The organism is Streptomyces sp. NPDC090499 (assembly GCF_044769305.1).
Lineage (GTDB): Bacteria > Actinomycetota > Actinomycetes > Streptomycetales > Streptomycetaceae > Streptomyces.
The window spans coordinates 153,138-178,374 of record NZ_JBIVXP010000014.1 but is presented as its reverse complement, the minus strand read 5'-3'; the positions used below and the strand labels follow the sequence as shown (position 1 = coordinate 178,374).

Below are 25,237 nucleotides of genomic sequence, written 5' to 3'. Positions count from 1 at the left end.
GGCCGATCGCTCCGCGTCGTGCGTCAGCTCGCGGCCCCGGCGGGGTGTGCCGCCGCCTCCGGCGCCGCCTGCGGGGCGCGCGCCGGACGGATTCCGATGAGGGCGACGGCGATGACCGCGGCCACCAGCATCCCGATGCCGCCGACGAGGGCGCAGGTGTGCAGGGCGTCGGTGAAGCTCGCGCCGTAGGCGGCCTGCGCCTGGCCGGTGCTTGCCGGGGTCTTCAGGTGCAGGAAGGCGCCTGCCTGGATACCGACGCCGGAGACCAGGCCGCTCACCTGGCCCTGGTCGGCGGGGCTCAGCCCGGACGAGGCGAGGTGGCCGGGCAGGGTGGCCAGGGTGCGGTGGGTGAGGATGACGCCGAAGACGGCGGGGCCGAGGGCGCTGCCGATCTGGCGGAGCGCGCTGTTGGCGGCGGCTGCGGTGCCCCCGAGGCGGTGCGGCAGGGCGTCCATGGCGATGGTGGTGATCGGTGCCATGGCGAGCGCGATGCCGATGCCGAGGACGCCGATGACCAGGGCGGCCTCGCCGGTGCCGGTGTCGGCCTGGAAGGCGTTCATGAGCAGCGCGCCGATGCCGCCGACGACCAGGCCGGTGACCAGGAGCAGTCCGGGCGTGGCCCGGTTCATCAGCCGCCCGACCAGCGGGCCGAGCACCACCGTGAAGCCGTTGATGGCCATGAGCCGGATGCCGATGTCCAGCGTCGAGGCGTGGTGGACGAGCCCGAAGTACTCGCTCAGTGCGAAGACGAGACCGACCTGGGCGAACAGGGTGACGGCCATGACGAGGGCCGCGCCGGAGAACGCCGACGACTTGAAGAGCCGCATGTCCAGCATCGGGCAGGAGGAGCGGAGTTCCACCAGGACGAAGCCGGCCGCGCCGAGGGCGGCGGCCACGAAGGCGGTCACGACCTGGGCCGAGGACCAGCCGGCGCTGCCGCCCTCGATGACGCCGTAGACCAGGCCGGTGATGGCGACGACGGCCAGCAGCTGGCCCGGGATGTCCAGGTGGCGTTCGCGGTCCGACCGGGAGTCGGTGAGGACGACGGCGCCGATCACGGCCGTGACCACGGCGAGGACGAGCGAGGGCAGGAAGATCCACCGCCAGCTCGTGTGCGCCACGATCACGCCGTTGACGACCGGGCCGAGGGTCAGTCCGAGGCCGAGGGCGGCCGTCCACAGGGCTATCGCGTGACGCCGTTTGCGTGGGTCCGGGATGACGTGGCCGATCAGGGCGAGGGTGGAGGGCAGCAGCGCGGCGGTGCCGACGCCGGTGAGGGCCTGGCCCACGCAGACCTGGACGACGCTGCCGGCGGTCAGGCAGACCAGGCAGCCGAGGCAGAACAGGGCGAGCCCGGCGAGGTACGTCTTCTTGCGGCCGTACAGGTCGCCCACCATGCCGCAGGTCAGGAGCAGGGCCGCGGTCGGCAGGATGAAGGCGTCGGTGATCCACTGCAGGCCCTCGGTGGAGGCGTCGAGGGCCTGCTGCATGACCGGCAGTGCGACGGAGACACCGACGACCGGCAGGTAGGAGACGAACACGCCGAGGCAGGCCAGCACGACGGTGGCCGTGATGTGCCGGGTGCCGGTGTCGGGCGGCGCGGACGACGGGGACGAGGCAGGAGAAGGCATGGCCACGGGGCACCTCGGGGCAGTGGAGTGACAGGGCGACGTCCGGGGGCGGCGCTGGGTGACCTGTCGACTCCCGATCGACGGGTGCACCGCGGCTCTGCCGCCGGGCCGACAGCGGGAGCCGCGTCAGGTCGGTCCCGGCTGCCGTCCGCGCGGCGCCTGCGCGGCGGGTTCGGCCGGAATCTCCGTTGACGTGAGCCACTTCTGTCGGGGCAAGCGCTTCGGACCGTATACCGACGTGCCGCCTGCGGAGATGCCCTTGGACCTGCAACCTAAGGTGAACGGCGCTGACGCCTGCCGCCCGCTGTCCGTCCTGCCGCCGCCGCGGAGGTGCCGATCCCGGCGGACACGTGCGACGCGGGCATGCCGGGTGCCGGCATGCCCGCGTCGCCCTCGGGTGGCGGGTGGGTCAGGACGGGAGGGTCCAGTTCTGGTTGGCGGCTCCCGAGCAGGACCAGATCTGCAGCCGGGTGCCGTTGGCCGAGCTCGGGCCGGTGGCGTCGAGGCACTTGCCCGACTGCGGGTTGACCAGGGAGCCGTTCGCGCCGGACTGCCAGACCTGCGATGCCGTGCCGTTGCAGTCGTACAGCTGCACCTTGGTGCCGTTGGCGGTGCCGGCCCCGGTCACGTCCATGCACTTGCCGAGGGCGCTGAGGGTGCCGGAGCTGCCGACCGTCCAGTTCTGGGCGCTGGTGCCGTTGCAGTCGTAGAGCTGTACGGCGGTGCCGTTGGCGGTGGCGGCGCCCGCGATGTCCACGCACTTGCCGCCGTACCCGTGGATCGGGCCGGTGGCGCCGGTGGGCGGGGTGACCGGACCGGACTGGCCGGCCGCCCACTTGATCTCCTGGAGCAGGAGCTGGTTCTGCTGTGCGCTCGCGAACGTCGAGGACAGCGTGGTGTTGGTCGAGTAGTCCATCGCGTTGTGGCCGAAGTTGTTGTAGACCATCTTGTAGTTGCGGTTGGACCAGACGATCGGGTAGTAGCCGCTGTACCAGGTCTGGTTGGGGTCGGTGCCGACCGGGAAGGTGGACGGGGCCATCGAGGCGAGGATGTCGATGGCCGGGTTCTGCCGCAGGTCGTTCTGCCAGCTGTACCACTCGCTCACCGAGGACGTGATGGTGGACGGGAGGTTCGCGGTCGCCGGGTGCGAGGGGTCGTCGATCTGCAGGGTCTCCTGGGTGGGTCCCCAGGAGTTGCTCCTGAAGGTGCCGGTGCCCAGGAAGGTGTTGTGGTACCAGGGCCAGTCGCTGGTGTCGTCGTTGTACGCCGAGACGTGGAAGCCGATGAACCCGCCGCCGTTCGCCATGTAGGTCTGGAAGGCGGCCTGCTGGGAGGCGGTGTGGGGGTAGTTGTCGAGGAACATGACGACCTGGTAGCCGGCCAGGGTGGAGGCGTTGAGCCGGCTCCAGTCCGTGGTCGCGGTGTAGGTGAAGCCGTTCTGCGCGCCGGCCTGCGGGAACCAGCTGTTGGCCTCGTGGTCGAAGCTGATGTGTGCCGCGTCGTAGGTGCCGTCGTAGAAGGCGATCACGTTGACGGTGGTGGCGGCGCGGGCGTCGTGGGCGGGGCCGGCCTGGACGCCGAGCACGACGGCGACCAGGGCGAGCAGTCTTAACAGGGTGCGGGGCCAGGCGAGGTGCGGGTGGGGGGTGTGCATGCGGGGACCTTCCTCATACGTGACCGTCGGATACATATGCGGGTGAGCCGCATTGAAGGCCCCGGCGCGCGTACATGTCAATGGTGCAGACCAAGTCGATGGTGCAGGCCAGGTGCGAGCGGCGGGTGTGGACGCCCGAGCGGGACGGCACGCGGGATCAGGACGGCCGCGGACCACGGACCGCACGGGATGCCGCGGGCCGCCGGGTGCAGGACCGTGGACATGACGGCGTCTCCCGGAGGTGCCATGCGGAAGCCGTACTCGCTTGTGCGGTTCGGGCGCAGGTACGCGCCCCGGACATCACTGGAGGAGACATGACCGACCTGCTCGCGGAGGTTCTGGAGGCGCACGGCGGGGCCGCTCGCTGGCAGCGGCTGAGGACCGTGACCGCCACGATCGTCAGCGACGGGGAGCTGTTCGCGGCCAAGGGCCTGCCCCAGGATCTCCAGCCGCGGCGGATGACCGTCGCCCTGCACGACGAACACGCTTCGGTGCTTCCCTTCGGAGCCGCCGACCAGCGGACCGACTTCACCCCCGGCCGCATCGCGATCGAACGCGCGGACGGCACGGTCGTGGCCGAACGCCTCGCTCCCCGCACGGCGTTCGCCGGGCACGCCCTGGAGACTCCCTGGGATCCGCTGGACCGCGCCTACTTCAACGGGTACGCCCTGTGGACGTACCTGACCACGCCGTTCTTCACCCTGATGCCCGGCATGCGCGTGGCGGAGGCCGACCCCTGGGACGAGTCGCCGACCGAGCGCTGGCGCTGTCTGCGGGTCACCTTTCCCGAGGACATCGCCAGCCACAGCACGGTCCAGCACTTCTACTTCGGGGAGGACCGCCTGCTCAGGCGCCACGACTACCACGTCGACATCGCCGGAGGCTTCGCGGCCGCACAGTACGTGCACGACATCCGGGAGGCGGACGGGATCAGGTTCCCCACCAGGCGCCGCGCGTATCTGCGCCGGCCGGACGGACGGCCCGACCACGACCACCTCATGGTCAGTATCGACCTGAGCGATCTCCGTTACGTCTGAACGCCACGTGCACGGCCGGGATGACACCCTGAGGACCGGGGCCGAGAGCGAGAGGAACACGGATGAGGATCGCGATCCTGGACGACTATCAGGGCGTGGCGCTGGGTCTGGCGGACTGGGCGTCGCTCCGCGCCGACGTGCGGGTCTTCCCGGAGCCCTTCGACGGCGAGGACGAGGTGGTGGCCGCGCTCGCCGACTTCGAGGTGGTCGTGGCCATGCGCGAGCGGACGCCTTTCCCCGCGTCGGCCCTGGACCGGCTGCCGCGCCTGAAACTGCTGGTCACGACCGGGCCGGTCAACGCGGCGATCGACGTGGACGCGGCACGCCGGCTGGGGATCACGGTCTGCGGCACCGGGTACTTCTCGCACCCGACGGCCGAGCTCACCTGGGGCCTCATCCTGTCCGCGGCGCGGCTGATCCCGCAGCAGGTGGACTCGGTGCGTCGGGGCGGCTGGCAGCAGGGGCTGGGGACGAGCCTGCGGGGCGCCACGCTGGGGGTGCTGGGCCTCGGCCGGCTGGGTACCGCGGTGACGGAGGTCGGGCGCGCCTTCGGGATGCGGTGCATCGCCTGGAGCCAGCACCTGACACCGGCGGACGCCCAGGCGAAGGGGGTGACCTACGTGGCACGGGACGAGTTGTTCGAGCGCTCCGACGTGCTGAGCGTCCACGTCGTGCTCAGCGAGCGCACCCGGGGTCTGGTCGGGGCCCGCGAGCTGGGCCTCATGAAGCCGACGGCGATCCTGGTGAACACCTCACGCGGGCCCGTGGTGGAGGAGGCGGCGCTGATCAGGGCGCTCACCGAGGGAGGCATCGCCTCCGCGGCGCTGGACGTCTTCGACCGCGAACCGCTGCCGCCGGACCACCCGCTGCGTACCCTGCCGAACGCCGTGGTGACCCCGCACATCGGCTACGTCAGCCGGGATCTGTACGAGGTGTTCTACCGGGACGCGGTCGAGGACATCGCGGCGTGGCGGGCCGGAACGCCGGTGCGGACCCTCACGGGCTGAGTGCCCCGCGTCCGCTCAGCCGTCGTACGGCATCACCTTGACGACCTTGCCCTGGCTGTCCGTCTGGAAGTAGCCGCCCTGGCTGTACTTGTTGCTGAGGTAGACGGACATCCCGGCGGGGTCGCCGAAGGCGTTGCCCGGCAGGACGACGACCAGGTAGCGGCTCGTGGGATCGGGCACCTTGAGCTGCTTGCGGGCCTGGACCAGCAGCGAGGGGACCTTGTCCCAGGCGAAGCCGTCGAGGCTGACGGGCCTGCCGTCGCCGGTCAGGCTGCCCGAGATGATGTCCTTCTGCACGCCCTGGCCGGAGCGGTAGGTGTATTGGTCGTACGCGGTGTCGCTGCCCTTCACCATCAGGTAGGCGATGACGTACTCGGGGTACACGGTGAGCTTGCCGAAGCGGTTCCGGCCGGTCTGCTTCTCCAGGGCGGCGACGGCGGTGCGGATGCCCTGCGGGGTCAGCAGGTCGGTGCCTGCGGTCTGCCGCGCGGCCGTGGGTGCGGCGGTGCTCCCGGCCGGGGGCGAGGTCGTGGCGTGCGCCGTGCCGGAGTCGGTGGCCCCGGAGGCGTGGCTGCCCGAGTCCGGCAGCAGGTTCCACGCGAGCGCACCGGCCACGGCCACCGCGGCCACCGGCAGGAGCAGCAGGGTCCGGCGGCGGCGCGGGGCGGGTCCGGGAGACATGGGCGCCGTGGTCCGCGGCCGCACGTCCTGCGGCCCGGCGTCCCGTGGTGGCGCGGCCGGGGGTTGCAGGGGGAACGACGTGGGGGACTCGGTCTGCAGGGCGGCGCGGGCCAGCATCCGCTCCAGTGCGGCGGCGTCGGGGCGGGCCGCGGGGTCGCGGACGAGGACACGGGTGAGGACGTCGGTGAGGGGCCCGGCCTGGACCGGTGGCGGGACGTCCTCGGCGAGGACCGCGGCGAGCGTGGCGAGGGTGGTGCCCCGGCGCAGCGGATGGTGGCCCTCGACGGCGACGTACAGCATCATCGCGAGCGACCACAGGTCCGCGGCCGGCCCGCCGTCCTTGCCGGAGACGCGTTCCGGCGCCATGTAGTCGGGGGTGCCGATGACCGAGCCGGTGGCGGTGAGGGCGGTCGACTCGCGGACCGCGGCGATGCCGAAGTCGGTGAGCACGGGGCGCCCGTCGGGGCGCAGTAGGACGTTGGCCGGTTTCACGTCGCGGTGTTCGATGCCCGCCGCGTGGGCGGCGCGGAGCGCGGCCAACACCTCGCGGCCGATGCGCGCGGCCTCGACCGGGTTCATCGGCCCGGCGGCGAGGCGGTCGGCCAGCGAGCCGCCCGTCACGAGTTCCATGACGATCCACGGGTAGGTCCCCGGGCCGCCGTCGACGATGTGATGGATCGTCACCACGTTGGGGTGGTCGACCCGCGCCAGCGCGCGGGCCTCCCGCAGCACGCGTTCCCGCAGCAGCCGTGCGGCTTCCGGGTCCCACTCGGCGAGCCCGGGGTCGGCCGGCCGTACCTCCTTCACGGCCACGCTGCGCCGCAGCACCAGGTCGGTGGCCCGCCACACCGTGCCCATGCCGCCGCCACCGAGCCGTGCCACCAGCTCGAACCGCCCGTCGACGACCCGTCTCGCGGGGTCGTCCCTGCCCTCGTCGTTCATGCGCGGGAGCTTAGTTGGCCGGTCCGACAGCCTCGCACCGCGCTCAGTAGGTGGACCCCAGTGTCTGCGTCGTGTACGCGCACTCCGTGTAGATGTAGCCGTAGCGCAGCTTGGCGGTGTCGGAGCCCGGGGTGGCGGTGCTGTCGTTCTTCGGTTTGTGCACGAAGTACGTGGTGCCGGGCGGGAGGCTGATCGTGCGCTGCGGGTAGTTCTTGCCGCTGTCGCTGCACGGCTCCCAGCCGCTGATGAGCGGGCTGGCGAACGAGTACGCCTTGCAACTCCCGCACGCGTCCAGGGTGAAGCTGCCGGTGACCGGGCCCGTGTACAGGACGGTGATGTCGTCGGGGCTGTCGTTCTTGACGGTCACCGAGATGCCGCCGCCGGACGCGGTGGTGGGCAGCTTCTTGCCGGCGGCCGGGAGGGTCTGGGCGACCTCGGCGCCGATGGCGATCTTGCGGGCGCGGTCGCGGTTCTTGTCGTGCGGGTTGTCGGTGACGAACTTCTGCATGGTCTGCTGGGCCTGCGCGTAGTCACCGTCCCGGTACTGCTTGACGCCGCACTGGTACTTCCCCGCGTCGCCGCTGCGGTCGGCCCGGCCGGCGACCCCGACCAGTCCGTCGGCCTGGGCGCCGGACCCGTTCGACAGCTGGATGATCTGTGTGTTCAGCGTGCCCAGCTGCTCGACGGCACCGCACGGGTCCTTCCCGGAGACCGCCTTCGCCGCCTTCTTCTCCGCGGCGTCCACGGCGGGTACGACCTTGGCGGCCTGGCCGGAGTCGGGGAAGGTGCCCAGCAGGTCGCCGAACCGGTCGACCCAGTCGGTCCCGCCGGTGGCGAGGCCCTGCGCGCCGCACTCGTAGAGCGAGGTGGCCAGCCGGTCGTCGGGCCAGTGGGCGAGCGTGCCGAGCTGGTCCTTCGGCATGGAGTCGGGCACCGTCCGCAGGAACTGCAGCGGTTCGACGGCCGAGCAGTAGTCGCGGTGGCTGTAGGCCGCCGCGACCGTCGTGTAGTAGGTCTTCAGCCGGTCGGGGACCTGGGCGGCGGCGCGCGAGCCGGAGTGGTGGACGGCGAGGTCGCGGTAGACGGCCAGGGCGTTGCGGTAACCGGACCTGGCGGTGCCGAAATCCTGTCCGGAGGCCGCGCCGACCTGCCGGTCGGCGCGGTCGAGCCGGTCGAGGAGGGCGCGTTCGACGGCTTCCTTGTGCGCGCTGTCGTACCAGAGCGCACCGCCCACCGGGACGGCGAGCAGGGCGACGCCCAGCACGAGCGCGAGGGGCCGCTGTCCCGGCCACACCAGGCGGGTGCGCAGCCCGGCGAACCAGCCGTGGACGGCGGCCAGCAGGAGGAGAACGGCGTACAGGACGAGCGCGGTGCCGGACACGCCGTCGGCGTCCGCGGGCAGGGCCACGACCAGCAGGACGACGGTGGCCGCCAGACACACGGCCAGCGGAATCCATCTTCGCAGGAGCAGGTAGCCGAGGCCGAGGCCGCTCAGGTTGAGCAGGGCGACGGCGGTGGCCCGCAGGGGGTCCGGCGGCGCGGGCGGCGGAGCCGACGGCATGGGCGGCACGAACGAGCCAGGAGGCGGGAAACCCGGGCCGGGGAAGCCCTGGTCCGGTGGGCCCTGGCCCGGGAAGCCGTGGTTCTGCGGGCCCTGGTGCGGTGGTTCCTGGTGCGGACCGTACACGCCGTCCCCGGACATGGCGGCTCCCCCAATTGCTGCCGAATCCTTGTGAATTGACAGCGTACGGCCATACGTGCGAATTCGACAGGGGGGCGAGGACGGTCAGTACACGCCCGGTCACGCCCCGGGGATCTCCTGCTCGGCCCAGATGATCTTGCCTTCCCCGGTGTAGCGGGCGCCCCACCGGTGGGCGAGCTGGGCCACCAGGAAAAGGCCCCGGCCGCCCTCGTCGGTGCTCCGGGCGTGCCGCAGCCGGGGTGCGGTGCTGCTGCCGTCGGCGACCTCGCAGGTCAGCCAGGCGTCGCGCAACAGCCTCAGCCGGATGGGCGGTTCGGCGTAGCGGATGGCGTTGGTGACCAGTTCGCTGACGATGAGTTCGGTGGTCGTCGCCAGTTCGTCGTAGCCCCACGCGACCACCTGGCGGACCGCCTCGGCGCGGACGTCGGCGACGGCGGCCGGGTCGACCGGCACCTCCCAGGAGACGACGTGGTCGGCGCCCAGGGCGTGGGTGCGGGCCAGCAGCAGGGCGATGTCGTCGGGCTGGGGAACGGGGACCAGCTGCTGCACGGCCGACGTGCACAGCGTGTCGAGATCGGCGCCGGGGGCGGACAGCGCACCGCGGAGGCGGGCCATGCCCAGTTCGACGTCCTGGTCGGCGCCTTCGATGAGGCCGTCGGTGTAGAGGCCGAACAGGCTGCCCTCGGCGAGTTCGATCTCGGTGGCCTCGAAGGCCATGCCGCCGAGTCCGAGCGGCGGTCCGGCGGGGATCTCGGGGAAGTGGACGTGCCCGTCGGGCGAGACGAGGACCGGTGGCGGGTGCCCCGCGCGGGCCATCGCGCACCGCCGGGTCACCGGGTCGTAGACGGCGTACAGGCAGGTCGCCCCGACGAACGTGTCCGCACCGCCCTCCGCCGGCGCGCTCGCGGTCCCCTCCTCCCCCAGCCGCAGCACGAGGTCGTCGAGGTGGGCGAGGAGTTCGTCCGGGGGCATGTCCATGTCGGCGAGGGTCTGCACGGCGGTGCGCAGCCGGCCCATGCTCGCCGCCGCGGTCAGGCCGTGCCCGACGACGTCGCCGACGACCAGCCCGACCCGGGCGCCGGAGAGCGGGATCACGTCGAACCAGTCGCCGCCGACGCCGTCCGTCGCGTCGGCGGGCAGGTAGGAGGAGGCCACGTCCAGGGCCGTGCCGCCGGTCAGGGCCTGGGGCAGCAGGCTGCGCTGGAGGGTGACGGCGGCCGTGTGCTCCCTGGTGTAGCGGCGGGCGTTGTCGACGCAGAGGGCGGCGCGGGCGACCAGTTCCTGGGCGAGCAGGACGTCGTCGGGTTCGAAGGAGAGCGGGTTGAGCGAGCGGGCGAAGGTGGTGAGCCCGAGGACGGTGTTGCGCGCCCGCATCGGGACCGAGATCAGGGTGTGCAGTCCGAACTCCCGGATGCGGGCGGTCCGCGCGGGCTGTTCGGTGATCCACAGGTGGTCGTCGGGGTCGAGTTCGGGGATGAGGACCGGCTCGCCGTCGATGAGCAGGCCGACGCCGTGCGGCGGGGGCACGAAGTCGACCCGGTCGCCGATCCGCGCCACGGCCTCGGGGCTGCCCTCGCGGACCGTGCGCAGTGCGGCGCGCCGCATCACCGCCCGTGCGGGGACCGGGCCCGCGTCGGGCAGCCAGGCGCCGTGTCCCTCGTGGCTGAGGACGGGTTCCAGGAGGTCGACGATGACGAAGTCGGCGAAGCGCGGGACGGCGAAGTCGGCGAGTTCCTGGGCGGTGCGCAGCACGTCGAGGGTGGTGCCGATGCGGGTGGCGGCCTCGTTGACCATCGACAGCCGCTGCCGCGCGTTCCAGCGTTCGGTGACGTCGGAGACCATGTAGCAGACGCCGGTCACCGAGTCGTCGGGGTCGACGAGCGGGAAGAACGACGTCGAGTAGGCGCGCTGGCGGTGCGGATCCGACCAGCTCCAGCCGAGGTACTCGTATTCGGTGACCGGCTCCCTGGTCGTCAGCACCTTGCGCATCAGGCCCTCGATGGTGGTCCCCTGCAGACCGGGCAGCAGCTCGCTCAGCCGGCGGCCCAGGCGCTGCTCGCGGGGGACCCCGCCGAACTGCTCCAGGGTGTCGTTCAGCCAGACGTACCGCAGCTCCAGGTCCATCACGGCCATGCCGATCGGCGACCGGGTGAGGAACCCGTCGAGGACGGACTGGCCCACGGTCCACTGCGGGCGCTGCTCCCGCGCCGAGACCAGGAAGCAATCGGCGCCGCCGATCCGGAAGGACGCGGAGACCCGCAGGTCGACGACGACGCTGCGGCCGTCGAGGTGCCGTAGCGGGACGAGGCCGCTCCATCCCATGCCCGAGCGGCAGCGCTCGGCGACGCCGGCGGCGCGGGCCGGGTCGACGCGCATGGCGAGCAGCCGCGCCGCGGGGCGCGCCAGCACCGCGGCGGCCGGATGGCCGAGCAGGGCCTCGGCGCCACGGGTCCAGCCGATCACGTCGCCCGCTGCCGACAGCACCGCCGCAGCGTCGCTGGAGGCGTCCAGGAGGTCGTGCGGCCCCACGGTGGTCGGCACGTCGGTATCTTCTCGCGGAGAATCCATTGGCTACATCCTGTACGTACCCCAATGTTCCTGCTTGTCCACGCGTTGCGCACGGCCCTGACGGGACCGGGACGGGCGCCTCGACACGGTGCGTGAGACCGGGCGCGGAGCGGGGTACCCGGCCTGGAGTTGGGGGCGAGCCGCGCGCCGGGGCAGCATGGAAGGACCGTGGCAGCGGCAGCGGCATCGCCCCGGCGCCGGTGGAGGTGGTTGAGGGATGGCTGTGGATTCCCTGCGGTCCGGTGACGCCGAAGATTCCGGCGGTCCCGGCGGTTCCAGCGTTTCCGGCGCCGAGGAGTACGGCTCCGGCATACCGCGTCCGACCGGCCTGCTGGACCTGCTGAGCGTGGCCGCGGTGGCGCTGGACTCGCAGGGCCGGATCGTGTTCTGGACCCCGCAGGCCGAGGAACTCTTCGGCTACACGTCCGAGGAGGCCCTGCGCAAGAACGCGGCGCGGCTGCTCGTTCAGCCGGAGCACCTGAAGGCCGCGGTGAAGGTCTTCGTGGACGTGCTGGAGACCGGGCACAGCTGGGCCGGTGCCTTCCCGGTCCGGCACAGGGACGGCAGCAGCCGGCTGATGGAGTTCCGCACCATGCGGCTCCTCGACGACCTGGGCGACGTCTACGCCCTGGGCATCGTCGCCGATCACACCCTGCTCCAGCGGCTGGAGACCGACCTGGCGCTGTGCGAGCGGCTGATCAGCCAGTCCCCGATCGGCCTGGCCCTGCTCGACCCCGATCTGCGCTATCTCCTGGTGAACCCGGCGCTGGAGCGGATCGACGGCGTCCCCGCCGAGGAGCACATCGGCCGCCATCTGCGCGAGACCCTGCCGCTGCCCGACATCGACACCGTGGAGTCGGCGCTGCGCCAGGTGCTCACCACGGGCACGCCGCTGCTCGACCAGTACCACGTGGGACGTACGCCGGCCGACCCGGAGCACGAGCACGCCTGGTCGCTGTCGTTCTACCGGCTCGAGGACCACGGTGGCCGGGTCCTGGGCGCCGCGGCCTCGGTGGTCGACGTGACGGAACGGCACCGCGCGGCCGCCGAGGCCGACCGGGCCCGGCGCCGCCTCGCCCTGATCGCCGACGCCTCGGCCCGGGTGGGCACCTCGCTGGAGGTGGAGCGCACGGCGCACGAGCTGGCCGAGATCGCCACCCCGGTGCTCGCGGACGTGGTCGCGGTGGACGTGCTGGACGCGGCGCTGGCCCTGCGCCGCTCGCGCCGCCCCGACAACGGCTCGGAGCTGTTCCGGGCCCTCGCCCTGGAGGCCGCCCATCCCACGGTCGCCCTGCGGGCCGCCGACACGCCCGGTGACCTCGCCTCCTACGAGGGCGACCGGCTGGTCACGCTGTGCGTGCACACCGCACGCCCGGTGCTGGTCCCGCGGGTCGGCAAGCAGGACCTGCCGCGCATCGCCCGCAGTCCGGAGGCCGGGGCGCTGCTGGAGGAGGCGGGCGTGCACTCGTATCTGGCGGTGCCGCTGATCGCGCACGGCGAGGTGCTCGGCGCCCTCGACCTCAAGCGGACCCGCAATCCGCTCCCCTTCGACGAGGACGACGTCGTCCTCGCCACCGAGCTGGCCGGGCGGGCGGCCGTGGCCATCGACAACGCCCGCTGGTTCCAGAGCGTCCGCAACACCGCCCTCACCCTCCAGCGCAGCCTCCTGCCCGACCATCCGCCCGAGCACACCGGCCTGGAGCTGGCCTCGCGCTACGAACCGGCGCAGGCGACGAGCGAGGTGGGCGGCGACTGGTACGACGTGATCCCGCTGTCGCAGGACAGGACGGCGCTGGTCGTCGGCGACGTGATGGGCAACGGCATCGACGCGGCCGCCACCATGGGCCGGCTGCGCACCGCAACCTGCGCCTACGCGGACCTGGAGCTGCCCCCGGACTCGGTGCTCCGGCACCTGGACCGGATCACCTGCGACCTGGAGCACTACATCGTCACCTGCCTGTACGCGGTGTACGACCCGCACACCGGGAGCTGCGAGATCGCCAACGCCGGCCACATGCCGCCCGCGCTGGTGCACTCCGACCGCCCGCCGGCCCTCCTGGAACTGCCGTCGGCCGCCCCGCTCGGGGTCGGCGGCATTGCCTTCGAGACGACGACGGTCCGCTTCGAAGCGGGTGACCTGCTGGTCCTGTACACCGACGGCCTGGTCGAGACCCGCCGCCACCCCATCGACGACCGCCTCGACGTCCTCCTCGGCTTCCTCGACGAGCCCCACCGCCCGCTGGAGGAGACCTGCGACCTCCTCCTGCACGGCCTCCGCCACCCCGACGACCACGACGACGTGGCCCTCCTGATAGCCCGGGCCCTCTGACAGGCGGCGCGCGCCGAAGGGGCGCGGGGGACTGCGCGACCAGCCCCCACCCGGCCGCAGACGGACGACGGTCCATCGCACCGCCTACAGCGGGCCGCAGCACTCCGCCCGGCAGAAGCACGACGCCCTGATCGGCACATCCGCGCGAGCGACCGCCAGCTTCAGCTGCTGGCCCACGATCCGCGCCTCACCCTCCCGGCCGAGCCGCCGCAGGCACTCGTGGAGGCCGTGCAGCGCCCACACGTTGCCCGGGTGCTGCAACGGCCGGGGCAGGGTGTCGTCCAGGCCGAGGTCGGCCCGGTAGACCGCCTCGGCCTCGGCGATCCGGCCGCGTTCGAGGAGCAGGGCGCCGTAGGCGTGCCGGGTGGGCTGCATCCAGCCCCACGGTTCGTCGTACGGGAGGTTGTCGTCCAGGTCGACGGACCGGCGCAGCTCGGCGAAGGCCGTGTCGAAGTCGCCCTTGCGGTAGGCGAGTTCGCCGTCGAGCATGGCGGAGGCGATGGCCAGGATGTCGACGCAGGTGTTGTTGAACAGCATGCGGGTCTCCGGGACCGCGGCGGCCGCCTCCCGGAACCGGGCCCGGTCGGTCCCGGCCTCGGCGATCCGGCCGGTGGCCGCGTGCGCGACCCCGCGCGCGTAGTGGAGCATCGCGGTGGTCACGCAGTACAGCCGGGGGTCGGCGGGCAGCGGCAGGCGCAGGATGTCGTCCCAGCGGCCGAAGCGGACCAGGACGTGCACCCGCATCGCCAGGAACCCCTCCAGCCAGTCGGCCATCGGCGGGCTCTGCACCCGCAGCAGTTCTTCCGGTACGGCGGCTTCGAGCCGTCCGGCCGCGGCGAGGGCGTCCTGGAGGCGGCCCAGGAACATGGCGCCGTAGATACCGAAGTGCAGGTTGTGGCAGCGGTAGAGGGTGTAGAAGTTCATCGCACCCGCGCGGGCGAGGTACTTCTCGTCGGCGGCGACGGCCGCGGCGTTGTCGGAGACGACGCGTCGGTAGTCGCCGCAGAGAACCTCCAGGTGGGAGGGCATGTGCTGGAGGTGCCCGGCGTCGGGCACGAGGGCGCGGAGCCGGTCGGCGACCGGCAGGGCGGTCTCGGGCGTGGGCGACATCTCCATGAGGTGGATGTAGAGGTGCAGCAGCCCGGGGTGCCGGGTGCCGGCCTCGCTCCCGAGGGCCCGCTCCAGCACGGCGCGCGCTTCCTCCGTGCGGGCGCCGTCGGCCGGGCGGCCGCTGCGGATGTCCCAGAGCTGCCAGGGGGTGAGGTTCATCAGGGCGTCCGCGTACAGGGCCGCGACGTCCAGGTCGTCGGGAGCCAGTTCGTAGGCGGTGCGCAGGCGGTCGGCGTAGGCGGTGTTCCACACGGAGCAGGCCGCCGCGTCCGGGACCGCGGACTGCGGGTAGCGGGCGCGGAGCGCCTCGATCAGGGTGCGTTCGACCGGGGTGGCGTGCGCGGCCTTGGCATGGGCGCGTTCCACGGCGGCGTGGGTCCGCTCCACCGTGTCCGCCAGGTCGGCCGGGTCGAAGAACTCCCAGGGTTTGTTGTAGTTGGGGCCGAGGGCGTAGGCGACGCCCCAGCCGGCCATGGCGCAGTCCGGATCCGCCGCGCCTGCCGCCTCGAAACAGCGGACGGCCTCCTCGTGGTTGAAGGCGTAGGTCCAGTTCAGCCCCCGGTCGAACCAGGTCTGTGCGGCGGCGGACGAAGTCGTCACGCGCCTGCGGTGACTGCCCAGGTCGTAGTAGTCCACGGTGGCGAACCTATCGACGCGGGGCGGGCGGGCGATCCCCGTTCATCCGAAGTCGTGAGAGTGGCGCGGCGGTTGACGGGCCGCCGCGCCACTCGTGCCACCGCTCCCCCGGGTCTGTCAGGGTGCGACCGCGCGGCCGGTCTGCGGGGAGATCCGCCCGGAGCACAGCCCCTTGGCCGCAAGGGTCTGTGCGATGCGCGGGATCGCGGTCAGGGTGTTGGCCGGCCACTCGTGCATGAGGATGATCTGGCCGGCGGTGAGCCGGGAGACGGCCTGCACGATCGCGTCGGTGCTCGCCCCGTTCCAGTCCTGGGAGTCGACGTCCCAGATGATCTCGGTGAGCCCGTACTTCGCCTCGACCGCCCGCACGGTGGCGTTGGTCTCGCCGTACGGCGGCCGGAACAGGACCGGTGTCCCGCCGCCGGCCGCCGCGACGGCCGACTGGGTGCGGGAGATCTCCGAGTCGATCTGCGCCTGGGTCTCCTGGGTGAGGTGCGGGTGGGTGTAGCTGTGGTTGCCGACCCACATGCCCGCGCTGACCTGGGCCTTGACCTGGGCCGGGTAGGCGGCCGCGTACTGTCCCTCGTTGAACATGGTGGCCCGCAGCCCGTTCGCCCGCAGGGCGCTGAGCAGGCCCGGCGTGTGGGCGGTGGACGGCCCGTCGTCGAAGGTGAGGCCGACGTAGCCGGCGCAGGTGGCGGAGTGGGCGGGGGCGGCACCGACGGCGAGGGTGCCGGCGGCGGCCAGCGCGACGGCGACGGCGGTCGCGATGAGGGGTCGTGACGGGCGTGCCGCTGAGGCGCTCATCACGCCACCGTGATGTTCGAGCTGCCGCTGCTCTGGTAGCCCTCGGTCGCGAGGATCTGGTAGTAGCTGAAGCTGCCGAGGGACATGCCGGCGCGGGCCCAGGCGTCGAAGTGGTTGCCGGTGGTGACGGTGCCGCCGGTCCGCTTGGACTGGCGGACGCTCCAGTACTGGTTGAAGGTCTTGGTGCCTTCGACGGACGGGGCGTTGTACCGCGTCGTCAGGTAGATGTCGTAGGTGCCGCCGTCGCTGGTGACGCTGCCCTTGTACGTGCCGGTGGGCCGGTAGGTGCCCCAGTTGTCGACGATGTAGTACTCGACGAGCGGGTTCGAGGTCCATCCGTAGAGGGACAGGTAGCCGTTGCCGGAGGGGCTGAAGCTGCCCGAGTAGGTCACATTGCGGCGGGCGCCGGTGCTCCAGCCCTTGCCGCAGACGAAGTTGCCGGTGTTGCTCCAGCTGGTGCCGTAGTTGCCGCCGGAGCCGAGGGTCATGGAGACCGTGCCCTGTGCGTCGGTCCAGAACGAGTAGTAGTAGCCGTTGTTCGTGCCGGTCTGGTTGGTGGTGACGACGGTGGCGGCGCGGGCGGTGCCGGGCAGCGCCAGCCCGGCGGCGGCGCCCAGCAGCAGCGCGCCGGCACTCCTGCGGCTCAGGGCGTGGTCGAGCGGGTTCATGGGATGCCTCCTCGTGTGGCCTGTGCGGGTGCGGCCTGGTGGGGAGTATTGGTCTGCCCATGTCACCCGTCAACAGTTTCGGTGACTGTTTCGAAACCTTCGGTTCACCGGGCCACACATCTCCGCAGCTAGTTCAATCGGTGAGCAAGTCGAAGATCGAATATCCCGAGATGCACGGAAAACAAGATCCATTTTCGCGTCTCAGATCTCCGAATGTTTCGGTCTATGGCCCGAATGCTGCTGCGGGTCTCGGAACATGCCGCTGAGTGGAGCAATCACCGCGTTCCGTGCGTCCGCCGGGGAGGCTGGGTGTCTTGTCTAGATTCGTATGCCAGGAGTCCCGGGTGAGGCACGACGGTCCCAACCCACCACTGCCCGCGCCGCCCGCGTGGATGCGCTGGCTACCGGTCCTGTACGTCGCCGCCGTACTGCTGATCGAACCGGTCACTCCGGTGCAGTGGCCGGTGAGTTTCGTCCTGATCGCACTGCCTCTGGTGACCGCCTTCGCGCACCCGCCCGTCGTCGTCGCCGTCGCCACGGTCTTCGGCATCGGCCTCGAACTCTTACTGGCCGGAACCGCGTGCTGTGCGGGACGCGCCGTCGGTTACGTCTGGGAACGGCACTATGTGGCCGCCTACGCGTGTACGGCTCTGGTGGGTGCCCTGGGCTCGATCCTGGCGGCGCACCGGATCCGCCGGGAACGCACCCTGGCCGACGTCCGGTTCGTGGCCGAGATCGCACAACGCGTCCTGCTCAAACCGGTCCCGCACCGGATCGGCAACCTGCTCCTCGAGAGCTTCTACCTGTCCGCCGCCGCGGAGGCACGCATCGGCGGCGACCTCTTCGAGGCGGTGCCGACCGCGTACGGGGTGCGGCTGCTCATCGGGGACGTGCGCGGGAAGGGGCTGCTCGCGGTGGAGACGGCGGCGGCGATGCTGGGCGCGTTCCGCGAGGCGGCGCACGACGAACCCGACCTGCGCGCGCTGGTGGAACGGGTGGACATCAGCATGACCCGCCGGGCGGACCGGCTCGGCGGGACCGAACTGGGCGAGCGTTTCGTGACCGCCGTCTTCGCGGAGATCCCGGCGAGCGAGCGGATCGTGCGCATCCTCAACTGCGGCCATCCGCCGCCGCTGCTCATCCGCCCCGGCGAGGTGAGCGAACTGGACCGGGGGCGGCCCGGCCCGCCGCTGAACCTCGGCATGCTCGTCGGGGATCCCTACCGCGTCGAGACCTACTCCTTCGGCCCCGGCGACCAACTGCTCCTGTACACGGACGGTGTCACCGAGACCCGCGATCCCGACGGCACCTTCTACCCGCTGCTCCAGCAGCTGCGTTCGTGGGGTCCGATGCCGCCCCCGGAGCTGCTGGAGCGGCTCCATCAGGACCTGCTGGACTACAGCCACGACCAGTTGCAGGACGACACGGCCGCGCTCACCGCCTTCCTGCTGCCCGAGGAGACGGCCGGGACAGCTCGTCCCGGCCGGGACGACACGGTCACCGAGGAGTTCGGCGAGCCGCAGCCGTGACGCGACCGGGGGCCCTCGCCGGGGAGGCCACAGCCACCCCGGCCGGGCCTCCGCGGCTCCACGACCGCCCGCCCGGTACCACCTGGGTCAGAGGAAGCTGACGCCCTGGGCCAGGGTGAGTTCGCCGGAGTAGTTGACGGTGTTGGTGGCGGAGCGCATGTACGACTTCCAGGCGTCGGATCCGGACTCGCGGCCGCCGCCGGTGTCCTTCTCGCCGCCGAAGGCGCCGCCGATCTCGGCTCCGGAGGTGCCGATGTTGACGTTGGCGATGCCGCAGTCGGAGCCGGCGGCGGAGAGGAAGAGCTCGGCCTCGCGCTGGTCGCGGGTGAAGATGCTGGAGGAGAGGCCCTGCGGGACGTCGTTGTGGAGCGCGATCGCCTCGTCGAGGGTGTCGTAGGCGAGGACGTACAGGATCGGTGCGAAGGTCTCCTCCCGTACGACGTCGGTCTGTTCGTCGACGCGCACCAGGACGGGCTCGGTGTAGGCCGCCGCGGGTGCCGTCTCGGCCAGGCGCCGGTTCCCGCCGGCCAGCAGCTTGCCGCCCTCGGCCTGGACGCGGGCGAGGGCGTGCCGCATGCGGTCGAGGGCGGCGGTGGTGATGAGCGGGCCGACCAGGGTCGCGGCATCGAACGGATTGCCGACGGGGAGCCTGCCGTAGACGGTGGTCAGGCGCTCGGCGAGGGTGTCGGCGAGGTCGCGGTGGACGATGAGCCGGCGCAGGGTGGTGCAGCGCTGGCCCGCCGTGCCGGCCGCGGCGAACACGATGCTCTGGACGGCCAGGTCGAGGTCGGCGGAGGGGGCGACGATCGCGGCGTTGTTCCCGCCGAGCTCCAGCAGGCTGCGGCCGAAGCGGGCGGCGACGCGCGGACCGACCTCGCGGCCCATGCGGGTGGAGCCCGTGGCGCTGACCAGGGCCACCCGCGGGTCGTCGACGAGCCGCTCGCCGACCGTGCGGTCGCCGAGCAGGAGACGGTGCACGTCGCGCGGGGCGCCGGTCTCCCCGGCCGCGCGGGCGAGCAGGTGGTGGCAGGCCAGGGCGGTCAGCGGGGTGAGTTCCGAGGGCTTCCAGACCACGGTGTCGCCGCAGACCAGGGCGACCGCGGTGTTCCAGGACCAGACGGCCACGGGGAAGTTGAAGGCGGAGACGACGCCGACCACGCCGAGCGGGTGCCAGGTCTCGGCCAGACGGTGGCCGGGGCGTTCGGAGGCGATCGTACGGCCGTAGAGCTGGCGGGAGAGGCCGACCGCGAAGTCGCAGATGTCGATCATCTCCTGGACCTCCCCGAGCGCCTCGGAGCGGATCTTGCCCGCCTCGACGGTGACGAGGTCGGCGAGGTCGCTCTTGTGCTCGCGCAGCAGCTCGCCGAGGCGGCGGACCAGGTCGCCGCGGCGCGGGGCGGGGGTGGTGCGCCAGGTCAGGAAGGCCGCACGGGCGGCCGCGAGGGCGTCCTCGACGTCGGTGGCGGTGGCCGCCCGCAGGCCGAAGAGGTGTTCACCGGTGACGGGGGTGCGGGCCGGGAAGTCGTCGCCCTCGGTGACCTGTGCACCGATGTTGCGCAGGCAGGTCCGAGCACGGGTGCGCAGTTCGTCCGTGGTGGGCAGCACGGTGCTGGTCATCCTGATCCTCCGGGGGTGTGCGGGGTCAGCGGACGGGTTCGGTGAGGCCGAGGGCGCGGGCGGTCCGGGCCAGGGAGCGGTTCTGCTGCCGCTCGTAGAGGGCGAAGGGGTCGAGGACGTCGCGGCCGATGGCGCCGGAGAGCCAGTCGGCGTCGTAGGCGGTGCCCTGCCGGCCGTCGTGGCGGGTGCCCTCGCCGCTGAGGTTGGACTGGAAGATGCCGGCGGCGGAGCGGGGCAGGAAGTCCTCGTAGACGACCGGTTCCGCGCGCACCCAGCCCTGCCGCACCAGTTCGGCGATGCCGGTGGGCGGGGTGCGCCCGTCGAGCGGCCGGTCGTCGGCGATCCGGTAGGTGAAGTACGCGAGCCCCTGGGCCGCCAGTTCCTCCTCGCTGCCGGGCAGGTGGCGCTCCCACACGGCGCGTGCGATGTCGGCGCGCGCTTCCGCGGGGTGCCGGGCGGCCTGTGTGTCGACGCGGCCGAGGAGTTCGTCGTACAGCGCGCGGCCCGCCCGGGTGAGGGCGATGCCGCGGGCCTCGACCTCGCCGAAGCGCACGCGCAGGGCGCCGCTGACGACGCTGCCGTCCTCGGTGCGCATCGCCCGCGGCTCGGCCAGGGCGCGGAAGGAGGTCTGGCGGAGCAGAACATCGGGGCCGTGCCAGGCCGGCGGTCCCTGGATGGTGTCGATCATCTCGATGCCGCGGTCGGTCATCCGGCGGTACAGCTCGTCGATGTCGAGGACGCGCGGGGTGAGGTGGTTGATGTGGGTGCTGCGGACGCCGCCGATGTCGGCGGCGACGGCGGAGACCTGCTCCAGGGTCCGGTACCAGGCGCGGTCCACCGGTTCGGCCGACAACTCGAAGGCGTGCACGGCCAGGTGCAGGAAGCGCTCGGCGTCCTCCGCCGGCAGTCCGTGGTCGGCCGCGGCGCGGTCGGCGAGCGTGAGCAGTTCCGGCGGGAAGAGTTCGCGGGCGGCGAGGAAGGTCTCCAGGCGGGCGCGCAGGTCCGCGTCGAAGAAGCGGGGGTCGGCGGGGGTGAGCAGGGAGGTGAAGACCCGGAAGGGGTTGCGGGCGAGTTCCTCGCCGTCGACCGGGCGGAAGGCGGTGGAGACGACGGGAACCGCGCTGGCCGCGGCCTCCCGCAGGTCGTAGAAGCCGACGGGGTGCATGCCGAGGGCGCCGAAGACGCGGGCGACCTGCCGCAGTTCGCGCGGTGTGCCGACGCGGATGGCGCCGTGCCGCTCGGCGGTGACCCTGCCGATGGAACCGAGGCGTTCGGCGTCGGCTCCGCGGGCGCCCAGGACGTCCTCGTTGACCTCGCGGGAGACGTCCACCAGCGTGGTGTAGGCGGGGACCTCCCGCCCGTACATCTCCGACAGCCGCGCCGCGAACGCGGCCCGCAGCTGCCATTGACCGGTCGTCGGCATGGTTCGGCCCTTCGGTCGGCGACGGGACGGCGATCACCACGTCGATGGTCGCCGACCGGGCCGCCGCCGTACAGATGACAGGGCCGCCCGCGGGCGGCGGGAAAGCCGCAGCTACGGGCGGTGCGGAAAACCCACTGGACCGATCTTCACAGCTGATCCCTAACATATGGCGTCAAGACAACCAAGCGACCGGCTCGTCGGATGCGTGCCGGTCGGGGTCGCCGATGCCAGGGTCCGCTCCCCGGGCTGCGGTGATCTTCCTACCCAGGAGGACCTTCCGCATGTTCCGACGAATTGGCAGTGCCGTCGTCCGACATCCTGTCTGGACGATCGTGGCATGGCTGATCGCGGCGGTGGCGATCGTCGCCACCGCCCCGAGCCTGCCCTCGAACAGCGACGAGAGCAGCTTCCTGCCCAAGAGTTACGAGTCCATCAAAGCGGCCGATCTGCAGGCGAAGGCGTTCCCCAGCGCCTTCACCCCGTCCGCGATCGCGCTGTACCAGCGCACCGACGGCGGCAAGCTCACCGCCGCGGACACGAAGGACGTCGCCCGGTTCGCCACCGAACTGGGCGGCAAGCACATCGACCAGGTCCAGAAGGTCGTCCCCGGCCAGCCGTCGAAGGACGGCAGGTACGACCTGATCCTGGTGCAGATGGACAGCAAGAACGCCGGTCAGCCCGTACAGGCGGACGCGGCCAAGGTGTTGCGCGACGACGTCAAGCAACTGGCCAAGGGCACGAACCTGGAGGTCAAGCTGGGCGGTTCGGCCGCGCAGGCCCTCGACCAGCAGGACTCGTCCAAACGCGGTGAGGCGCTGATCGGCATCGGCACCTTCGTGATCATCCTGGTCACTCTGCTGATCATCTTCCGGGCGCCGATCCTGGCGTTCCTGCCCCTGGTGGTGATCGGCGTGGTGTCGGCCATCGCCAACGGGCTGATCGCGTACGCCACCAAGCTGTTCGGTCTGCAGGCCAACAGTTCCGTGTCGTCGATCCTGATCGTCGTGCTGTTCGGCGTGGGCACGGACTACTTCCTGTTCCTGATGTTCCGGTACCGCGAACGCCTGCGCGCGGGTGACGAACCCAAGGAGGCCATGGTCAACGCGGTCGGCCGGGTCGGTGAGGCGATCGCCTCGGCGGCGGGCGCGGTCATCATCGCCTTCCTCGCGCTGGTGCTCTCCACGCTGGGCTTCCTCAAGCAGATGGGTCCGGCGCTGGCCATCGCGGTCTCGGTCACCCTGATCGCGGGGCTGACGCTGATCCCGGCCGTGGTCTCGCTCATCGGCCCGAAGGTGTTCTGGCCGTCCAAGTCCTGGCAGCAGGAGCCGTCGAACGCCCGCTTCGCGGCCCTGGGCCGCGGGGTGCAGCGCCGTCCGGGGCTGACCGCGGCGGTGTCCGGCCTGGTCCTGGTCGTGCTGTCGCTGGGCACGCTGGGCTTTCACGCCACGTTCGACCTGGCGTCGGGCTCGATGCCCAAGACCAAGGAGTCCATGGTCGTCCAGGACCAGATGCAGCAGGCGTACTCGGCCGGGGCCGCCGCGCCCACCGACGTCTACCTCTCCAGCACCGACGGCAAGCCGCTGGACACGTCCTCCTTCGACGCGTACGCGCGAAAGCTCGGGGCCGTGGACGGCGTCGCGAGCGCCCGGATGGCCCAGGTCAACAAGGCCGGGACCACGGCGGACTTCACCGTCACCCTCAAGTACGAGGCGTCCACGGACAAGGCGATAGACGCCGTGGGCCGGGTGCGGGACGTCGCGCACGCCGGTGCTCCGGAGGGGACCGAGGCGCTCGTCGGCGGTATGTCCTCGATCTACAAGGACATCGACTCGGCGGTCAACCACGACTACCGCACGGTGTTCCCGGTCGCGGCTCTGCTGATCATGGTGATCCTGGGGCTGCTGCTGCGCAGTGTGGTCGCGCCCTGGTACCTGATCGCCTCGGTCGGGCTCGGCTTCGGCTCGACGCTCGGCGCCACGGTCTGGATCTTCCAGGAGGCGCAGAACAAGCCGGGTCTGATGTTCATGCTCCCGGTGATCATGTATCTCTTCGTGGTCGCCATCGGCACGGACTACAACATCCTCATGATCGCCCGGCTCCGTGAGGAGGCCCGCGAGGGCCGGGAGCCGCGCGAGGCGGCCGGTATGGCGCTGCGGTACGCCGGGCCGACGGTGGCCGCGGCGGGCTTCATCCTGGCGGCGACCTTCGCCACGATGATGCTGGCGGGCAACGCGCTGCTCACGGAGATGGGCTTCGCTGTCTCCTTCGGCATCGCGGTGGCCGCCTTCGTCATGGCGATGTTCTTCACGCCGAGCCTCACGGCGCTGATCGGCCACGCGGCCTGGTGGCCGGGGCATGCCGACCGGGCCGAACCGGCGGCGGTCCCGAGGCAGGGAGACGGCGATGCCACGCCGTCGGCCGGGGAGGACCGGAACGCTCCGGCGGGGCGCCGCGGCTAGGCACTGCGCCGGAAGTGCCGGCTGCGGCGCGGTCGTGGCCGGTCGTGCAGTTCCTCGCGCCCCTGCCGGGGCGCTGCCGGGTACGGATGGGGTCCGGGGACGGTGTGAAGCCGACCCCGGACCCCATCCCCCGGACAGGGCGATTCCTGGCGTTCGTCGCGCTCTCCCGCCGCGCCGCGCCGTCGCCGTTGCTACGCCGCGAGAGCGTGCCCCGGGTGCAGGACGACCTTGGTGTAGCCCTCGATCCGCTGGTCGAACTTCTCGTAGGCGCCCGGTGCGTCCTCGAGCGGCAGCTCGTGGGAGACCACGAAGCTGGGCTTGGCCCGCCCGGCGATGATCAGGTCGCGCAACTGGCGGTTGTACTGCTTGACGTTGCACTGACCGGTGCCCATCTGCTGCCCCTTCTCGAACATCCGGCCGATGGACACCAGCAGCAGGCCGTGCTTGGCGTGCTCGTCGGGTCCGCCCGGGTCGGAAGGGACGTACAGGCCCGGAACGCCGAGCATGCCCGTCGGCCGTACCGTGTCGACGAGGGCGTTCAGGACGACGGCGGGTTCCTCGTGGCTCGCGTCGTGTGCCTGGGCCTGGTAGCCGACGGCGTCGACACCCTTGTCCGTGCCCTCGCCCCCGGTCTGTTCCGTGATCTGTTCGGCCGGGTCGCCCTTGGTGAAGTCGATCGGTATCGCCCCGATCTGCTCGGCCTTGGCGAGCCGCTCGGGCACCCGGTCGACCGAGAACACCTTGGACGCGCCGCGCAGCAGCGCCGAGTACGCGGCCATCAGCCCGACCGGGCCGGCACCGAAGACGGCGACACTCTCGCCCGGGGACACCCGGGCCAGCTCACAGCCGTGGTAGCCGGTCGGGAAGATGTCCGCGAGCAGCACGAAGTCGGTCTCGAACTCGTTGCCCGGCGGCAGCTTCAGGCAGTTGAAGTCGGCGAACGGCACCCGCAGCAGCTCCGCCTGGCCGCCCTTGTAGGGGCCCATGGCCACATAGCCGTAGGCTCCGCCGGCGAAGCCCGGATTGACCGTGAGGCAGAAGCCGGTCTTGCCGGCCAGGCAGTTCTTGCAGAAGCCGCAGGCGACGTTGAAGGGCATGACCACCCGGTCGCCCTCGGACAGCGAGGTCACGCCGGAGCCGATCTCCTCGACGATGCCGAGGTTCTCGTGCCCGAAGACGATGCCCGCCTCGGCGGCCGTACGCCCCTCGTACATGTGCAGGTCGGATCCGCAGATAGCGGTCGACGTGACCCGTACCAGCACGTCGTTCGGGTGCTGGATGCGTGGATCGTCGACGTCCCTGACCGTGACGGTGAAGGGCTTCTCGTAGACGACGGCTTTCACCTGGTTCACCTCCGCGTCGAACGCCGCACGAGGCGGACCGCGCGGGCCGGAGGCCTGGCCAGGAGAGACGGCCGGGGCAGCGCCCCGGTCCGTG

General features: G+C 71.9%; 15 protein-coding genes and 1 pseudogene. 5 read left to right on the top strand and 11 right to left on the bottom strand.

Annotated features, from left to right (window positions below; genetic code table 11):
- Window positions 1-23: 23 nt before the first annotated feature.
- Together ACIQVL_RS37755 and ACIQVL_RS37750 are read right to left on the bottom strand one after the other, a co-directional pair.
- Window positions 24-1,631, bottom strand: a complete 1,608-nt coding sequence (locus ACIQVL_RS37755; RefSeq protein WP_403425425.1) for an MFS transporter — start codon at window positions 1,629-1,631, stop codon at window positions 24-26.
- 409 nt (window positions 1,632-2,040) lie between these two features.
- Window positions 2,041-3,285 (bottom strand): ThuA domain-containing protein, encoded by a 1,245-nt coding sequence (locus ACIQVL_RS37750; RefSeq protein ID WP_403477614.1) that lies wholly within the window; start codon window positions 3,283-3,285, stop codon window positions 2,041-2,043.
- 314 nt (window positions 3,286-3,599) lie between these two features.
- Between ACIQVL_RS37750 and ACIQVL_RS37745 the strand changes: the two genes are divergently transcribed.
- Window positions 3,600-4,322: a hypothetical protein gene (locus tag ACIQVL_RS37745; protein WP_403477613.1), complete on the top strand. Its 723-nt coding sequence runs from the start codon at window positions 3,600-3,602 to the stop codon at window positions 4,320-4,322.
- Between the two features lie 62 nt (window positions 4,323-4,384).
- A complete protein-coding gene (locus tag ACIQVL_RS37740) occupies window positions 4,385-5,329 on the top strand; it encodes a D-2-hydroxyacid dehydrogenase family protein (RefSeq protein WP_403477612.1) in 945 nt (314 codons plus the stop codon).
- Window positions 5,330-5,344: 15 nt separating this feature from the next.
- Here ACIQVL_RS37740 and ACIQVL_RS37735 read toward each other — a convergent pair whose 3' ends face one another.
- The 3 genes from ACIQVL_RS37735 to ACIQVL_RS37725 form a co-directional block, all read right to left on the bottom strand.
- Window positions 5,345-6,952 carry a serine/threonine-protein kinase gene (locus tag ACIQVL_RS37735; RefSeq protein ID WP_403477611.1) on the bottom strand — a complete coding sequence of 536 codons (1,608 nt, stop codon included), beginning with the start codon at window positions 6,950-6,952 and terminating at the stop codon, window positions 5,345-5,347.
- Window positions 6,953-6,995: 43 nt separating this feature from the next.
- The gene (locus tag ACIQVL_RS37730) at window positions 6,996-8,513 is read right to left on the bottom strand and encodes a hypothetical protein (protein WP_403477638.1); all 1,518 of its coding nucleotides are present in this window, start codon (window positions 8,511-8,513) and stop codon (window positions 6,996-6,998) included.
- A gap of 240 nt (window positions 8,514-8,753) precedes the next feature.
- Complete coding sequence (locus ACIQVL_RS37725) at window positions 8,754-11,222, bottom strand: SpoIIE family protein phosphatase (RefSeq protein WP_403425434.1); 2,469 nt, start codon at window positions 11,220-11,222, stop codon at window positions 8,754-8,756.
- Between the two features lie 217 nt (window positions 11,223-11,439).
- Between ACIQVL_RS37725 and ACIQVL_RS37720 the strand changes: the two genes are divergently transcribed.
- Window positions 11,440-13,551, top strand: a complete 2,112-nt coding sequence (locus tag ACIQVL_RS37720; protein ID WP_403477610.1) for a SpoIIE family protein phosphatase — start codon at window positions 11,440-11,442, stop codon at window positions 13,549-13,551.
- An 84-nt stretch (window positions 13,552-13,635) separates the two neighbouring features.
- Here the strand turns inward: ACIQVL_RS37720 and ACIQVL_RS37715 are convergent, their stop codons facing one another.
- From ACIQVL_RS37715 to ACIQVL_RS37705, 3 genes and pseudogenes are all read right to left on the bottom strand, one after another.
- Window positions 13,636-15,297 (bottom strand): tetratricopeptide repeat protein, encoded by a 1,662-nt coding sequence (locus tag ACIQVL_RS37715; protein WP_403477609.1) that lies wholly within the window; start codon window positions 15,295-15,297, stop codon window positions 13,636-13,638.
- Between the two features lie 120 nt (window positions 15,298-15,417).
- Window positions 15,418-16,104, bottom strand: a pseudogene (locus ACIQVL_RS37710) (polysaccharide deacetylase family protein); the annotation flags it as partial.
- Entirely contained in the window at window positions 16,104-16,772 is a 669-nt protein-coding gene (locus ACIQVL_RS37705; RefSeq protein ID WP_403425438.1) for a glycoside hydrolase family 11 protein, read from the bottom strand. The gene ACIQVL_RS37705 and the pseudogene ACIQVL_RS37710, both read right to left, overlap by 1 nt.
- Before the next feature lie 344 nt (window positions 16,773-17,116).
- Between ACIQVL_RS37705 and ACIQVL_RS37700 the strand changes: the two genes are divergently transcribed.
- On the top strand, window positions 17,117-18,301 hold the full coding sequence (locus ACIQVL_RS37700) for a PP2C family protein-serine/threonine phosphatase (RefSeq protein WP_403477608.1): 1,185 nt from the start codon (window positions 17,117-17,119) through the stop codon (window positions 18,299-18,301).
- Between the two features lie 87 nt (window positions 18,302-18,388).
- Here the strand turns inward: ACIQVL_RS37700 and ACIQVL_RS37695 are convergent, their stop codons facing one another.
- On the bottom strand, window positions 18,389-19,918 hold the full coding sequence (locus ACIQVL_RS37695) for an aldehyde dehydrogenase family protein (RefSeq protein ID WP_403425442.1): 1,530 nt from the start codon (window positions 19,916-19,918) through the stop codon (window positions 18,389-18,391).
- Between the two features lie 25 nt (window positions 19,919-19,943).
- Entirely contained in the window at window positions 19,944-21,341 is a 1,398-nt protein-coding gene (locus ACIQVL_RS37690; RefSeq protein WP_403477607.1) for a 2-oxoadipate dioxygenase/decarboxylase family protein, read from the bottom strand.
- A gap of 281 nt (window positions 21,342-21,622) precedes the next feature.
- Between ACIQVL_RS37690 and ACIQVL_RS37685 the strand changes: the two genes are divergently transcribed.
- Entirely contained in the window at window positions 21,623-23,800 is a 2,178-nt protein-coding gene (locus ACIQVL_RS37685) for an MMPL family transporter (protein WP_403477606.1), read from the top strand.
- A gap of 191 nt (window positions 23,801-23,991) precedes the next feature.
- On the opposite strand, the gene ACIQVL_RS37680 is transcribed toward ACIQVL_RS37685, so the two are convergent.
- On the bottom strand, window positions 23,992-25,143 hold the full coding sequence (locus ACIQVL_RS37680; RefSeq protein ID WP_403477605.1) for a glutathione-independent formaldehyde dehydrogenase: 1,152 nt from the start codon (window positions 25,141-25,143) through the stop codon (window positions 23,992-23,994).
- Window positions 25,144-25,237 lie beyond the last annotated feature (94 nt).

What these genes read in the sequence shown, in the direction of transcription:
- ACIQVL_RS37705 (WP_403425438.1), bottom strand. Translation starts at nt 16,772, where the DNA reads ATGAACCCGCTCGACCACGCCCTGAGCCGCAGGAGTGCCGGCGCGCTG.
- ACIQVL_RS37690 (WP_403477607.1), bottom strand. Translation starts at nt 21,341, where the DNA reads ATGCCGACGACCGGTCAATGGCAGCTGCGGGCCGCGTTCGCGGCGCGG.
- ACIQVL_RS37750 (WP_403477614.1), bottom strand. Translation starts at nt 3,285, where the DNA reads ATGCACACCCCCCACCCGCACCTCGCCTGGCCCCGCACCCTGTTAAGA.
- ACIQVL_RS37735 (WP_403477611.1), bottom strand. Translation starts at nt 6,952, where the DNA reads ATGAACGACGAGGGCAGGGACGACCCCGCGAGACGGGTCGTCGACGGG.
- ACIQVL_RS37725 (WP_403425434.1), bottom strand. Translation starts at nt 11,222, where the DNA reads ATGGATTCTCCGCGAGAAGATACCGACGTGCCGACCACCGTGGGGCCG.
- ACIQVL_RS37755 (WP_403425425.1), bottom strand. Translation starts at nt 1,631, where the DNA reads ATGCCTTCTCCTGCCTCGTCCCCGTCGTCCGCGCCGCCCGACACCGGC.
- ACIQVL_RS37695 (WP_403425442.1), bottom strand. Translation starts at nt 19,918, where the DNA reads ATGACCAGCACCGTGCTGCCCACCACGGACGAACTGCGCACCCGTGCT.
- ACIQVL_RS37740 (WP_403477612.1), top strand. Translation starts at nt 4,385, where the DNA reads ATGAGGATCGCGATCCTGGACGACTATCAGGGCGTGGCGCTGGGTCTG.
- ACIQVL_RS37720 (WP_403477610.1), top strand. Translation starts at nt 11,440, where the DNA reads ATGGCTGTGGATTCCCTGCGGTCCGGTGACGCCGAAGATTCCGGCGGT.
- ACIQVL_RS37745 (WP_403477613.1), top strand. Translation starts at nt 3,600, where the DNA reads ATGACCGACCTGCTCGCGGAGGTTCTGGAGGCGCACGGCGGGGCCGCT.
- ACIQVL_RS37685 (WP_403477606.1), top strand. Translation starts at nt 21,623, where the DNA reads ATGTTCCGACGAATTGGCAGTGCCGTCGTCCGACATCCTGTCTGGACG.
- ACIQVL_RS37730 (WP_403477638.1), bottom strand. Translation starts at nt 8,513, where the DNA reads ATGCCGTCGGCTCCGCCGCCCGCGCCGCCGGACCCCCTGCGGGCCACC.